The following is a 13,500-nucleotide window of genomic DNA, read 5'->3' as shown; positions in this document are numbered from 1 at the left end:
GTGGCTGTTCCGAAGCGGAAGATGTCGCGCAGCAACACGCGCCACCGCCGGTCGCAGTGGAAGGCTGCGGTCCCCACCCTGGTTGCGTGCGAGCGCTGCCACGAGCCCAAGCAGCAGCACATCGCGTGCCCGTCTTGCGGCACTTACAACAAGCGCCAGGTCCTCGAGGTCTGAGCGGCTGGTGAGAGGCACTGTGTCAGTCCCCAAGAAGGCGGAAGACGCCAAGGCGGACCCACCCGCCAAGAAGAAGGCGGACACCCAGGCCTCGTCCCACACGCTTCTGGAAGGGCGGCTCGGCTATCAGCTCGAGTCCGCCCTTCTGGTGCGTGCACTGACCCACCGTTCCTACGCGTACGAGAACGGCGGTCTGCCGACGAACGAGAGGCTGGAGTTCCTCGGTGACTCCGTCCTCGGCCTCGTCGTCACGGACACGCTGTACCGCACCCACCCCGACCTGCCCGAAGGCCAGCTGGCCAAGTTGCGGGCCGCGGTGGTCAACTCGCGTGCGCTGGCGGAGGTGGGCCGCGGGCTCGACCTCGGCTCCTTCATCCGGCTCGGCCGCGGTGAAGAGGGCACGGGCGGCCGGGACAAGGCGTCCATCCTCGCCGACACCCTCGAAGCGGTGATCGGCGCGGTCTATCTCGACCAGGGCCTCGACGCGGCCTCCGAACTGGTGCACCGCCTGTTCGACCCGCTGATCGAGAAGTCCTCGAACCTCGGCGCCGGCCTGGACTGGAAGACCAGCCTCCAGGAACTCACCGCGATCGAAGGGCTCGGCGTCCCCGAGTACCTGGTCACGGAGACCGGCCCGGACCACGAGAAGACCTTCACTGCTGCCGCCCGCGTCGGAGGCGTCTCGTACGGCACCGGCACCGGCCGCAGCAAGAAGGAGGCGGAGCAGCAGGCCGCGGAATCCGCGTGGAGGTCCATCCGGGCCGCGGCGGACGAGCGCGCCAGGGCGACGGCGGACCGGCCGGTCGCCGAAGTCACCGAAACCGCCGACTCACCGTCGGCCTCCGCCTGACCCACCGCACGTTCCGAACGCCCGTCCCGCTCCCGGGGCGGGCGTTCGGCTCGTCCACCGGCCACCCGAGGGGGAAGCCATGCCCGAGTTGCCCGAGGTCGAGGTCGTACGGCGCGGCCTGGAGCGCTGGGTCGCCCACCGCACCGTCGCCGACGCCGAGGTCCTGCATCCACGCGCGGTACGCCGGCACATCGCCGGCCCCGACGACTTCGCCCACCGCCTCAAGGACCACCGCATCGGCATGCCCAGCCGCCGCGGCAAGTACCTGTGGCTGCCCTTGGAGGACACCGGTCAGGCGGTCCTCGCGCACCTCGGCATGAGCGGCCAGCTGCTGGTCCAGCCGCACGAGGCACCCGCCGAGAAGCACCTGCGCGTCCGCGTCCGCTTCACCGACGCCCTCGGCACCGAACTCCGCTTCGTCGACCAGCGCACCTTCGGCGGCCTGTCGCTGCACGACACCACCCCCGACGGACTGCCGGACGTCATCGCGCACATCGCCCGCGACCCCCTCGACCCGCTCTTCGACGACGAGGGGTTCCACCTCGCGCTGCGCCGCAGGCGCACCACGATCAAACGGGCCCTGCTGGACCAGTCACTGATCAGCGGCGTCGGCAACATCTACGCGGACGAGGCCCTGTGGCGCTCCCGCCTGCACTACGAACGCCCCACCGCGACCCTCACCCGCCCCCGCACCGCCGAACTCCTCGGCCATGTCCGCGACGTGATGAACGCCGCCCTCGCCGTCGGCGGCACCAGCTTCGACAGCCTCTACGTCAACGTCAACGGCGAGTCCGGCTACTTCGACCGCTCCCTCGACGCCTACGGCCGCGAGGGCCTGCCCTGCCGCCGCTGCGCCACACCGATGCGCCGCCGGCCGTGGATGAACCGCTCCAGCTACTTCTGCCCGAAGTGCCAGCGGCCGCCGAGGATCACACCGTAGGCATCCGCTGCGCGTCGTACCGTTCGCGCGACGCCAGCACCTCGTCCATCCGCCCCTCCAGACACTGGATGAGCGCCATCAGCCGCCCGGCCACCTCGCGCCCCAGCGGCGTGAGTTCGTAGTCCACGCGGGGCGGGTTGACGAGCTGGGCCTCGCGGTGCACGAGGCCGTCGCGCTCCAGCGCGTGCAGGGTCTGGGCCAGCATCTTCTCGCTGACGCCGTCGACACGGCGCCGCAGCTCGTTGAACCGGAAGGAGCCCTCGTACAGCGCGCCGAGCGTCAACGCGCCCCAACGCCCCGTGACGTGCTCCAGGGTGCCGCGCGAGGGACAGGCCCTGGAGAACACGTCGAACGGGAGGCCCGGCTCCTCCGTGCGCTCCTGCGTCGTCGACATACGCCCAGCGTACGTGAGCACAGCGCGGCGCCGCAGACGGCGCTGAGACGCGGACCGTGCTTCCCGGGCGTGGCTAGTAGCCGAAGTTCTGGGTCCACCAGGGGCCGCCGGAGCCGAAGTGGACTCCGACGCCCAGGGTCTGGAAGTCGCAGTTCAGGATGTTGGCCCTGTGACCGGGGCTGTCCATCCAGGCGTCCATCACGGCCTGCGCGTCGGCCTGTCCACGGGCTATGTTCTCGCCCCCGAGATTGCCTATCCCGGCCGCCTCGGCCCGGTCCCAGGGCGTCGCGCCACTGGGATCGGTGTGGTCGAAGAAGCCCTGCTGGGCCATGGCCGCGCTGAAGTCCTCGGCCAGTTCACGCAGCGCGCTGTTCGCGGCCACCGGACTGCAGCCCACCTTGGCCCGCTCGTCGTTGACGAGGTTGAGCACCTGGGCCTGGGCGACGACGGCCCGCTCCGACGCGGCGGCGGGCGCGCTGGGCCGCTCGGGCTCCCCGGTGGCCGGACTCGAGGGTGTGGGCTTCGGCTTCGAGCTGGGAGTCCTTTCGGGCTTCTGCGTCCTCGACGGCGTCCCGGCCGGGGCGGCGGGCTTCGACGCCGATGCCGAGGGGGAGGACGACGAGGGGGAGGAGGACTCGGACGACGAGTCCTTCGAGGACTCCGAGGAGCCGGAGGGCGAGGAGGACCGGTCGGTGCCACGGCTCGTGGACGTGTCGCCGCCGCTGCCGGCCTCGGCGCTGCCGGAAGTACCGCCCTGTTCGGACGGGGTGTTCGTCGGAACGTCCTGGGCCTGCACCCGGTCGCCCCCGCCGCTGCCGCCGATCCGGTAGTTGTCGAGGCCGGGCACCGCGCCCGTGGCCACCACCACCGTGCCGATGGCGACCGCCGCGGAGACGCCGAGCAGACCCGTGCGGACCGGAGTGACGGCCTTCTTCCTGCGGCGGCGGCGCGCTCCTGCGGGCTGCGGGCCGTCGTCGGGGGAGAAACCGTCACTGGGGAAGGCGACCGTGCGGCCGGCCTGCGGGTGGCCTTCGCCGTCCGGACCGTCCGGCGCGAACAGGTAGGCGTCGCTCTTCGCGCGGACCTCGGCGTACGCCTCGGGGTTCAGGTAGGGAGCGATCCCCATCGTGGGGCGTTCACCCGTGTCCGGGGCCTGCGGGTCGCGGTCCCGTCCCGTCGTACCGTCCGGCTGACGGCCCTCGGCGGCGCGGCCCTTGGCGGCGCGGCCGGCGGCGGAGCGTCGGTGGCGTCCCATGTTCTGGCCTTCCTCGTCCTCGTCCTCGCGCTGGACGTGTCCTGGCGGTCGACGTTCCTCACGATCAATACGGAACTCACACGTTCGAGTGAGTTTCAGGTGAGTTTCATTGGGTGGGGACGGTACCGCATGGCGCAAGGGGGTGAAGTGTCCGGCGAGACATTGACTGGTTAGGTTGCAGTCATGAGCGAGGATGTACGGCTGGTCGCGTGGGTGCGAGGACAGGTCCAGGGCGTGGGTTTCCGCTGGTTCACGCGGGCCAGGGCACTGGAGCTCGGTGGGATGAGTGGTTTTGCTCTCAATTTGGGCGACGGCCGCGTCCAGGTCGTCGCGGAGGGCCCCCGCGAGCGCTGTGAAGGACTGCTCGACTGGCTGCGCGGTGACGACACGCCCGGACGAGTGGACGGCGTCACCGAGATCTGGGACACACCCCGCGGGGGCTACGAGGGCTTCGCCATCCGCTGACGTCATGCCGCGCGGAGACCCCGGGCGTCCGGCGTGACCGTCCTCGCGAGGGTGTCCGAGGCGAAAAGGGCCAGGTGGTTGCCAAGAACGGCGTCCCATGGCAGGCTCCGGACGCAGGATGATCGCCACGCCCCCAGGGGCCCGCAGGAGTCGCCGCGTCGCCGTTGCCAGGCCGCGTGCCCCCGGGTGCCCGCCAATACGGGGCGTGATCGTGTTGACCGTCAAACTTTTTGGTGAGACGCTGAAAGCCCCGCGCACCTTAGCTGTTTGGCATGGTTGAACGGCAGAGAAAACTCCATAGTGCCAAGCACCGCGGGTGCGATTCCCTCACGACCCACACCGCTTCGGTCGGTCACTCATTGTGGAGGACCATCCATCATGGCAAAGGCGCTTCTCGGTTACGTCGGCGGCTCCGACCCTCGACTCCTCGCCGAGATGCGACGGCTCCAGCAGCGCGTCCAAGACCTGGAATCCGAGCTCGGACGGATCCAGGCGGAGAACGACGCGCTGGCGGCTGCCGCTTCTCACGACAGGATCATGGAGAGCATGGAGAGCGTTGACGCACACCAGGCGGAGCCTGCGCTCACCTGATCACTGCATCGCTCCACTACGGCACAACAGTGGTCGGGCTCGCCCGTAAAACCGCTCAGGTGTCAGAGTTTGCAAGGGACGCTTCGGCGTCCCTTCTTTCTTGCCCCCGCTCCGCCGTCCGGACCGCCTTTTCCTCCCCCGCGCATCCTTTCACCCTCTTCAACGTCTGATGTGCCCTGCACGTTCACCGGTGAAACCGCGGCGGTTCACCGGTTCATGGAGTGAGACAGCCGTGAAAGGTAGAGTCCGACGGCGTGCACCTGAAGGCCCTGACCCTCCGCGGGTTCAAGTCGTTCGCCTCGGCGACCACGCTCCGGTTCGAGCCGGGCATCACCTGCGTCGTCGGTCCGAACGGCTCGGGCAAGTCCAACGTCGTCGACGCCCTCAGCTGGGTCATGGGCGAACAGGGCGCCAAGTCGCTGCGCGGCGGCAAGATGGAGGACGTCATCTTCGCCGGCACCACCGGCCGCCCGCCGCTCGGCAGGGCCGAGGTGTCGCTGACCATCGACAACTCCGACGGGGCGCTGCCCATCGAGTACGCCGAGGTCACCATCACGCGGATCATGTTCCGCAACGGCGGCAGCGAGTACCAGCTCAACGGCGACACCTGCCGTCTCCTCGACATCCAGGAACTCCTCTCCGACTCCGGCATCGGCCGCGAGATGCACGTCATCGTCGGCCAGGGCCAGCTCGACTCCGTCCTGCACGCCGACCCGATGGGGCGCCGCGCCTTCATCGAGGAGGCCGCGGGCGTCCTCAAGCACCGCAAGCGCAAGGAGAAGGCCCTCAGGAAACTGGACGCGATGCAGGCGAACCTCGCGCGCGTGCAGGACCTGACGGACGAACTGCGGCGCCAGCTGAAGCCGCTGGGGCGACAGGCGGCGGTGGCGAGGCGGGCCGCCGTCATCCAGGCCGACCTGCGGGACGCGCGGCTGAGGCTTCTCGCCGACGACCTCGTACGGCTGCGCGAGGCGCTCCGGGCCGAGATCGCCGACGAGGCCGCGCTCAAGGAACGCAAGGACGCCGCCGAGGCCGAGCTGGGCAGGGCGCTGCGCCGCGAAGCGGACCTGGAGGACGAGGTGCGCCGGCTCACGCCGCGCCTCCAGCGGGCCCAGCAGACCTGGTACGAGCTGTCCCAGCTCGCCGAACGGGTGCGCGGCACGATCTCGCTGGCCGACGCGCGCGTGAAGAGCGCCACCACCGCGCCCCCCGAGGAGCGACGCGGCCGCGACCCGGAGGACCTGGAGCGCGAGGCCGCCCGCGTCCGGGAGCAGGAGGCCGAACTCGAAGCGGCTCTGGAGGCGGCCGAGCACGCTCTGGAGGACACGGTCGCCCACCGCGCGGACCTCGAACGCGAACTGACTCTGGAGGATCGCCGCCTCAAGGACGTCGCCCGCGCCATCGCCGACCGTCGAGAGGGGCTGGCCCGGCTCAGCGGCCAGGTCGGCACCGCCCGCTCCCGAGCCGCCTCGGCCCAGGCCGAGATCGAGCGGCTGGCGGAGGCGCGGGACGAGTCCCGGGAGAGGGCCGCCGCCGCGCAGGAGGAGTACGAGGCGCTCCGGGCCGAGGTCGACGGCCTCGACGCCGACGACCAGGAACTCGCCGAACGGCACGAGGCAGCCAAGCGCGGACTGGCCGAGGCGGAGGCCGCCCTGAGCGCCGCCAGGGAGGCGGTCACCGCGGCGGAACGCGAACGCGCCGCGACACACGCCCGCCGCGAGGCCCTCGCGCTCGGACTGCGCCGCAAGGACGGCACCGGCGCCCTGCTCGCCGCGAAGGACCGGCTCACCGGCCTGCTCGGTCCTGCCGCCGGGCTCCTCACCGTGACGCCCGGCCACGAGGCCGCCCTGGCCACCGCCTTCGGCGCCGCCGCGGACGCGCTCGCGGTGACCTCCCCGGCGGCCGCCGCCGACGCCATCCGCCTGCTGCGCAAGCAGGACGCCGGCCGCGCCGCCCTGCTGCTCGCCGGTGCCCCCGACGACGTGGCGCCGGGGCCGCGTGGCGATGTGGCGCGGGAGCCGCGTGGCACCGGGTCGCCGTACGCCGCCGATCTCGTCCGCGGGCCGGCCGACCTGATGCCGGCCGTACGGCGGCTGCTGCGCGGGACGGTCGTCGTCGCCACCCTGGAGGACGCCGAGGACCTCGTCTACGCCCACCCCGAACTGACCGCCGTCACCGCCGAGGGCGACCTGCTGGGCGCCCACTTCGCACAGGGCGGGTCCGCCGGGGCGCCCAGCCTCCTGGAGGTGCAGGCCTCCGTGGACCAGGCCGCCGCCGAGCTGGAGGAACTGGGCGTGCGGTGCGGGGAGCTGGCCGAGGCGCAGGACGCGGCCGCCGAGCGGCGCCGGGAGTGCGCCGCGCTCGTCGAGCAACTGGGGGAGCGGCGCCGGGCCGCCGACCGGGAGAAGTCGGCCGTGGCCCAGCAGCTGGGCCGGCTCGCGGGACAGGCGCGGGGCGCAGCCGGCGAGGCCGAGCGGTCCGCCGCCGCGGCGGCCCGGGCGCAGGAGGCGCTGGACAAGGCGCTGACGGACGTCGAGGAGCTGGCGGAGCGGCTCGCCGTGGCGGAGGAGATGCCGGTCGAGGAGGAACCCGACACCTCCGCGCGCGACCGGCTCGCCGCCGACGGCGCCAACGCCCGCCAGACCGAGATGGAGGCCCGCCTCCAGGTCCGTACCCACGAGGAGCGCGTCAAGGGCCTCGCCGGGAGGGCCGACTCCCTGGACCGGGCCGCCCGCGCGGAACGCGAGGCACGCGCGCGTGCCGAACAGCGGCGGGCCAGGCTGCGGCACGAAGCCGCTGTCGCCGAGGCGGTCGCCGCCGGCGCCCGGCAGCTGCTCGCCCACGTCGAGGTCTCCCTGGCCCGCGCCGACGAGGAGCGCACCGCCGCCGAGGCCGCCAGGGCCCGGCGTGAACAGGAGCTGACCGCCGCGCGCACCGCGGGGCGCGACCTCAAGGCCGAGCTCGACAAATTGACGGATTCAGTCCACCGGGGCGAGGTACTCGGCGCCGAGAAGCGGCTGCGCATCGAGCAGCTGGAGACCAAGGCGCTGGAGGAACTCGGTGTGGAACCGGCGGGACTCGCGGCCGAGTACGGCCCCCATCAAGAGGTGCCGCCCTCGCCCCCCGCCGAGGGCGAGGAGCTCCCCGAGGATCCGGACCATCCGCGCAACCGTCCGCGGCCCTTCGTGCGTGCCGAGCAGGAGAAGCGGCTGAAGGCCGCCGAACGCGCCTACCAGCAGCTCGGCAAGGTCAATCCGCTGGCCCTGGAGGAGTTCGCGGCGCTGGAGGAACGGCACCAGTTCCTCAGTGAGCAGCTCGAGGACCTGAAGAAGACCCGCGCCGACCTGCTCCAGGTCGTCAAGGAGGTCGACGAACGCGTCGAGCAGGTCTTCACCGAGGCCTTCCGGGACACGGCCCGGGAGTTCGAGGGCGTCTTCGGCAGGCTGTTCCCGGGTGGTGAGGGGCGGCTGATCCTGACCGACCCCGACAACATGCTCACCACGGGCGTGGACGTCGAGGCCCGGCCGCCGGGCAAGAAGGTCAAGCGGCTCTCGCTGCTCTCGGGCGGGGAGCGCTCGCTGACCGCCGTGGCGATGCTCGTTTCGATCTTCAAGGCGCGGCCCAGCCCGTTCTACGTCATGGACGAGGTCGAGGCGGCGCTGGACGACACCAACCTGCAGCGGCTGATCCGGATCATGCAGGAGCTGCAGGAGGCCTCGCAGCTGATCGTCATCACGCACCAGAAGCGGACGATGGAGGTCGCGGACGCGCTGTACGGCGTGTCCATGCAAGGTGACGGAGTGTCGAAGGTCATCAGTCAGCGGTTGCGTTAGTCACAGGCACATTAACTTCAACTCTTGAACACACGTGCTGCCTCTGCATCTACAAAGTCACAGCTGTAGCCCTATTGACTTCGACACTTGAAGGCATAGTCTCTGCAACGTTGCTTTTACCTTCAGGTCCCTTTCAGTGGCATCTCGAAGGCGAACCACCCCGGCAGCGTTGCCGGTAGCCCGAGGAGTACACGTGGCCAGCACATCGCAGGCACCCAATTCAGGAGCCAGGACGGCTCACCCCGAGCATCTCGGGCACGTCATCTTCATCGCGGCGGCGGCCGCGATGGGCGGTTTCCTGTTCGGCTACGACAGTTCCGTGATCAACGGTGCCGTCGAGGCCATCCGGGACCGCTACGACGTCGGTTCCGCGGTGCTGGCCCAGGTCATCGCCATCGCGCTGATCGGCTGTGCCATCGGTGCCGCGACCGCCGGCCGCATCGCCGACCGCATCGGCCGCATCCGCTGCATGCAGATCGCGGCCGTCCTGTTCACCATCAGCGCCATCGGCTCCGCACTGCCCTTCGCGCTGTGGGACCTCGCCATGTGGCGCGTCGTCGGCGGTTTCGCCATCGGCATGGCCTCGGTGATCGGCCCCGCCTACATCGCGGAGGTCTCCCCGCCCGCGTACCGCGGCCGGCTCGGTTCCTTCCAGCAGGCCGCGATCGTCGTCGGCATCGCCGTCTCGCAGCTGGTCAACTGGGGGCTGCTGAACGCCGCCGGCGGTGACCAGCGCGGTGAGCTGATGGGCCTGGAGGCCTGGCAGGTCATGCTCGGCGTCATGGTGATCCCGGCCGTCCTCTACGGCCTGCTGTCCTTCGCCATCCCCGAGTCCCCGCGCTTCCTGGTCTCCGTCGGCAAGCACGAGCGCGCCAAGCAGATCCTCGAAGAGGTCGAGGGCAAGGACGTCGACTTCGACGCCCGCGTCGCCGAGATCGAGCACGCCATGCACCGCGAGGAGAAGTCCTCCTTCAAGGACCTGCTCGGCGGCAGCTTCTTCTTCAAGCCGATCGTCTGGATCGGCATCGGCCTGTCGGTCTTCCAGCAGTTCGTCGGCATCAACGTCGCGTTCTACTACTCGTCGACGCTGTGGCAGTCGGTCGGCGTCGACCCGACGCAGTCGTTCTTCTACTCGTTCACGACGTCGATCATCAACATCGTCGGCACCGTGATCGCGATGATCTTCGTGGACCGCATCGGCCGCAAGCCGCTCGCCCTCATCGGCTCGGTCGGCATGGTGATCGGCCTGGCACTGGAGGCCTGGGCGTTCTCCTTCGACCTGGTCGACGGCAAGCTCCCGGCCACGCAGGGCTGGGTCGCCCTGATCGCCGCCCACCTGTTCGTCCTCTTCTTCGCCCTGTCCTGGGGCGTGGTCGTCTGGGTCTTCCTCGGCGAGATGTTCCCGAACCGGCTCCGCGCCGCCGCGCTGGGAGTGGCCGCCTCCGCGCAGTGGATCGCCAACTGGGCCATCACCGCGAGCTTCCCGTCGCTGGCCGAGTGGAACCTCTCCGGCACCTACGTGATCTACACGATCTTCGCCGGGCTCTCCATCCCCTTCGTCCTGAAGTTCGTGTCGGAGACGAAGGGCAAGGCCCTGGAGGAGATGGGCTGACCGCCCCACTCCCGAGCTCGGGGAGAAGGGGCCAAGTCCCCGCTGCCCCTCTCCTCGTACTGTCCGCCGCCCCCGGTCCGGGTCACCACCCGGACCGGGGGCGGCGGTGTCGTACGTGAACGCCCGGCGGCCGGGCTCACCGGATGACGATCCCGCCGCCGATCTCCAGGGCCTCCCGGGCGGGCTCCTCGATGACGCGCAGACGGTCCTCGGTCCGGCTCCGCTGTTCCGGCACCGACCTCGGTGGTCGGTGCCGGCCACTCCGCCGGAGTCGTGGGCGTCCTCGTCCCGGAACGCAGGGAACCGTCCGGCTCGCGGACGACGAACACATCGACGAGCAGGCTCATGGACGCGGGCAGGCACCCCGTGGCCGAGCGGGCAACGGCTGTCGCCGCGGTCCGGGCGGAGACGTACGACGACGCCCCCGCTCCCGTCGTGTCCGCGAGGGGAGCGGGGGCGTCGTCCGGCGTACGTCAGACGGCGGCGGTCTCGGGCCGGCCGGCCGTCTCCACGGGGGCCGCCGGGACGGTCAGTGCCGGTTTCGGCAGTACCGCGTACAGCAGACCGGAGATGACGACCGTGGCCACCCAGCCCAGCCCGTACTCGCCGACGAAGTTGTTCGTGGCGAGCGGGCCGGTGAACCAGTCGGACGTGGTGAACATCAGACCCGCGGCCAGGCCCACCGCCCAGGCGACGACGGCGGCGGGGGAGAAGCCGCCCCGGTACCAGTAGGCGCTGGTACGGGTGGTGTCCGCCATCGCCTCGCCGTCGTACTCCCGGCCGCGCAGCATGTCCGCGCCGAAGACGCCGACCCAGGCGGAGAAGGCGACCGCGAGCAGTGACAGGAAGGCGATGAAGGAGCCCATGAAACTGGTCGCCACCAGCATCAGCACGCCGCCGAAGATCAGCGAGATCACGGCGTTGACCGAGACCGCCCAGTGCCGCGGGACCCTGATGCCCAGGGTCTGCGCGGTGAAGCCGGCCGAGTACATCGACATGGAGTTGATCAGCAGCATGCCGATCAGCGCGATCAGGAGATACGGCACCGCGATCCAGGTCGGCAGGATCTCGCCGAGGAAGGACACCGGGTCGGCGGCCGAGGCGAGGTCGGGTGTGGAGACGGCCATGACCATGCCCATCAGGACCATGGGCAGTACGACGATGCCGGCGCCGCCGATCGTCACGCCCACGATCCCCTTCGAGGAGGCCGTGCGCGGCAGGTACCGGGTGAAGTCCGGGGCGGACGGGATCCAGCTGACGCCGCCGGCCGCGATCAGGCCGACGCCGGTGATCATCGCGGCCACCGATCCGGCGGAGCGGTCGAAGACCGCGGACCAGTCGGTGTCGACGACCAGGTAGCCGAGGACGAGCACCGAGAAGGCGCCGAAGAGGTATGCCGCGTACTTGTTGCACTTCTGCACGGCGTTGATGCCCAGCCCGGAGATCGCGAACGTCGCCACGACGAAGGCGAGCAGCGTCACCATGCCCAGCACGCCGTTGGCGCGGACGCCGAACACGATGTCCAGCACGGTGAGCAGGGCGTAGGCGCCGGTCACCGCGTTGATCGTCTCCCAGCCCCAGCGGGCGATCCAGATCAGCGAACCCGGGAGCAGATTGCCCCGCTGCCCGAAGACGGCCCGGGACAGCGCCATACCGGGAGCGCCTCCGCGCTTGCCGGCGATGCCGATCAGCCCGACCAGGCCGTACGACACGACCGGTGCGGCGCCCGCGACGACGAGGGCCTGCCAGAAGTTGAGGCGGTACGCCACGACGAGGCTCGCGCCCATCGTGAGCAGCAGCACGCTGATGTTGGCGCCGACCCAGGTCGGGAAAAGTTCGCGGGTCCGGGCGGTGCGCTCGTGGTCGGGCACCTGCTCGATGCCACGGGTTTCCAGGGCACCTTCGGTCTCGGCGGTCTTGCTCATGTGGGGGGTCCGTGCCTCGATCGTGGGAGAGGAGGGGGCGGTCGGGACTCTACGCGCGTTGACGTGGCCTCCTCCATCGTACTTTGCTCCGACTCCTACCTTCCAGGGGCCTTTGTCCTTCGGAGGAAGTCACAAGAGGCGGACTCCGGGGACCCATGGCTGATACTGGACGGGTTATGGAAATCGTCATCCTTGCTGTAGTCATCGCCGTCGTCGTGATCGGCGCGCTCGGCGGGCTGGTCGTCGGCAGTCGCCGTAAGAAGCAGCTGCCTCCGCCGCCCCCCGCCGCGCCCGACATCACCGCACCCCCGGCCGAGCCGCACGTCGGCGACGAGGCCGAGACGCCGCGCGACGAAACGCGCCGGACGATAGAGGAGGTCGACCTCCCGGACGGCGGCACCGCTCCCGCCACCGTCGAGGAGCCGCCCGTCGTCGAAGAGCTCGAAATCCCGCAGGTCGAGATTCCCGAGCCCACCGCCGGCCGTCTGGTCCGGCTCCGTACCCGCCTCTCCCGCTCGCAGAACGCCCTCGGCAAGGGCCTGCTCACCCTGCTCTCCCGGGAGCACCTCGACGACGACACCTGGGAGGAGATCGAGGACACGCTGCTCACCGCCGACGTCGGCGTGCAGCCCACCCAGGAGCTGGTCGAGCGGCTGCGCGAGCGTGTGAAGGTGCTCGGCACCCGCACGCCCGACGAGCTGCGCGGCCTGCTGCGCGAGGAGCTGATCACACTCCTCGGCCCGGACATGGACCGCGAGGTCAAGACCGAGCCCGCCGCCGGCAAGCCCGGCATCGTGATGGTCGTCGGGGTCAACGGCACCGGCAAGACCACCACCACCGGCAAGCTCGCCCGCGTCCTGGTCGCGGACGGCCGCAGCGTCGTCCTCGGCGCCGCCGACACCTTCCGTGCCGCCGCCGCCGACCAGCTCCAGACCTGGGGCGAGCGGGTCGGTGCCCACACCGTGCGCGGGCCGGAGGGCGGCGACCCCGCCTCCGTCGCCTTCGACGCGGTCAAGGAGGGCAAGGAGATCGGCTCCGACGTCGTCCTCATCGACACCGCCGGCCGCCTGCACACCAAGACCGGCCTCATGGACGAGCTCGGCAAGGTCAAGCGGGTCGTGGAGAAGCACGCGCCGCTGGACGAGGTGCTGCTCGTGCTCGACGCCACCACCGGCCAGAACGGCCTGATCCAGGCGCGGGTCTTCGCCGAGGTCGTCGACATCAGCGGCATCGTGCTGACCAAGCTGGACGGCACGGCCAAGGGCGGCATCGTGGTCGCCGTACAGCGTGAGCTGGGCGTGCCGGTCAAGCTGATCGGGCTCGGCGAGGGTGCGGACGACCTGGCGCCGTTCGAGCCCGCGGCGTTCGTGGATGCCCTTATCGGCGAGTGAACCGGCCGCCCGGAATCCGGTGCGCGCACCGGGGGCGGGCGGTCCGCCATCCGTACGCTGCAGCGCCCGC

General features: G+C 70.9%; 11 protein-coding genes. 8 read left to right on the top strand and 3 right to left on the bottom strand.

Features of this window, described 5'->3' with window-relative positions:
• The 3 genes from rpmF to mutM all read left to right on the top strand — a co-directional run bounded on the left by rpmF (position 1) and on the right by mutM (position 1,964).
• Positions 1–174: a 50S ribosomal protein L32 gene (gene rpmF, locus ACH4F2_RS15265; RefSeq protein WP_003951102.1), complete on the top strand. Its 174-nt coding sequence runs from the start codon at positions 1–3 to the stop codon at positions 172–174.
• Between the two features lie 7 nt (positions 175–181).
• Positions 182–1,024: a ribonuclease III gene (gene rnc / locus ACH4F2_RS15260; protein WP_398133179.1), complete on the top strand. Its 843-nt coding sequence runs from the start codon at positions 182–184 to the stop codon at positions 1,022–1,024.
• Positions 1,025–1,103: 79 nt separating this feature from the next.
• Entirely contained in the window at positions 1,104–1,964 is an 861-nt protein-coding gene (mutM, locus tag ACH4F2_RS15255) for a bifunctional DNA-formamidopyrimidine glycosylase/DNA-(apurinic or apyrimidinic site) lyase (protein ID WP_398133178.1), read from the top strand.
• Here mutM and ACH4F2_RS15250 read toward each other — a convergent pair.
• Positions 1,954–2,358, bottom strand: coding sequence for a winged helix-turn-helix transcriptional regulator (locus ACH4F2_RS15250; protein ID WP_398133177.1), 405 nt, complete (start codon positions 2,356–2,358; stop codon positions 1,954–1,956). The two genes, mutM and ACH4F2_RS15250, sit on opposite strands and share 11 nt — an antisense overlap.
• A gap of 73 nt (positions 2,359–2,431) precedes the next feature.
• Complete coding sequence (locus ACH4F2_RS15245; RefSeq protein ID WP_398133176.1) at positions 2,432–3,613, bottom strand: CAP domain-containing protein; 1,182 nt, start codon at positions 3,611–3,613, stop codon at positions 2,432–2,434.
• 183 nt (positions 3,614–3,796) lie between these two features.
• Between ACH4F2_RS15245 and ACH4F2_RS15240 the strand changes: the two genes are divergently transcribed.
• From ACH4F2_RS15240 to ACH4F2_RS15225, 4 genes are all read left to right on the top strand, one after another.
• Positions 3,797–4,078: an acylphosphatase gene (locus ACH4F2_RS15240; RefSeq protein WP_061442345.1), complete on the top strand. Its 282-nt coding sequence runs from the start codon at positions 3,797–3,799 to the stop codon at positions 4,076–4,078.
• A 378-nt stretch (positions 4,079–4,456) separates the two neighbouring features.
• Positions 4,457–4,669: a hypothetical protein gene (locus tag ACH4F2_RS15235; protein ID WP_003973418.1), complete on the top strand. Its 213-nt coding sequence runs from the start codon at positions 4,457–4,459 to the stop codon at positions 4,667–4,669.
• Between the two features lie 254 nt (positions 4,670–4,923).
• Positions 4,924–8,502, top strand: coding sequence for a chromosome segregation protein SMC (gene smc, locus ACH4F2_RS15230; protein WP_398133175.1), 3,579 nt, complete (start codon positions 4,924–4,926; stop codon positions 8,500–8,502).
• 193 nt (positions 8,503–8,695) lie between these two features.
• Positions 8,696–10,114: a sugar porter family MFS transporter gene (locus tag ACH4F2_RS15225; protein WP_398133174.1), complete on the top strand. Its 1,419-nt coding sequence runs from the start codon at positions 8,696–8,698 to the stop codon at positions 10,112–10,114.
• Positions 10,115–10,587: 473 nt separating this feature from the next.
• Here ACH4F2_RS15225 and ACH4F2_RS15220 read toward each other — a convergent pair whose 3' ends face one another.
• Complete coding sequence (locus tag ACH4F2_RS15220) at positions 10,588–12,039, bottom strand: cytosine permease (RefSeq protein WP_398133173.1); 1,452 nt, start codon at positions 12,037–12,039, stop codon at positions 10,588–10,590.
• 176 nt (positions 12,040–12,215) lie between these two features.
• Between ACH4F2_RS15220 and ftsY the strand changes: the two genes are divergently transcribed.
• Positions 12,216–13,430 carry a signal recognition particle-docking protein FtsY gene (ftsY, locus tag ACH4F2_RS15215; RefSeq protein WP_398133172.1) on the top strand — a complete coding sequence of 405 codons (1,215 nt, stop codon included), beginning with the start codon at positions 12,216–12,218 and terminating at the stop codon, positions 13,428–13,430.
• Positions 13,431–13,500: the final 70 nt, after the last annotated feature.

It is taken from the genome of Streptomyces sp. NPDC017890 (assembly GCF_044328675.1).
Lineage (GTDB): Bacteria > Actinomycetota > Actinomycetes > Streptomycetales > Streptomycetaceae > Streptomyces.
This window is presented reverse-complemented; position numbering and strand designations above follow the sequence as displayed.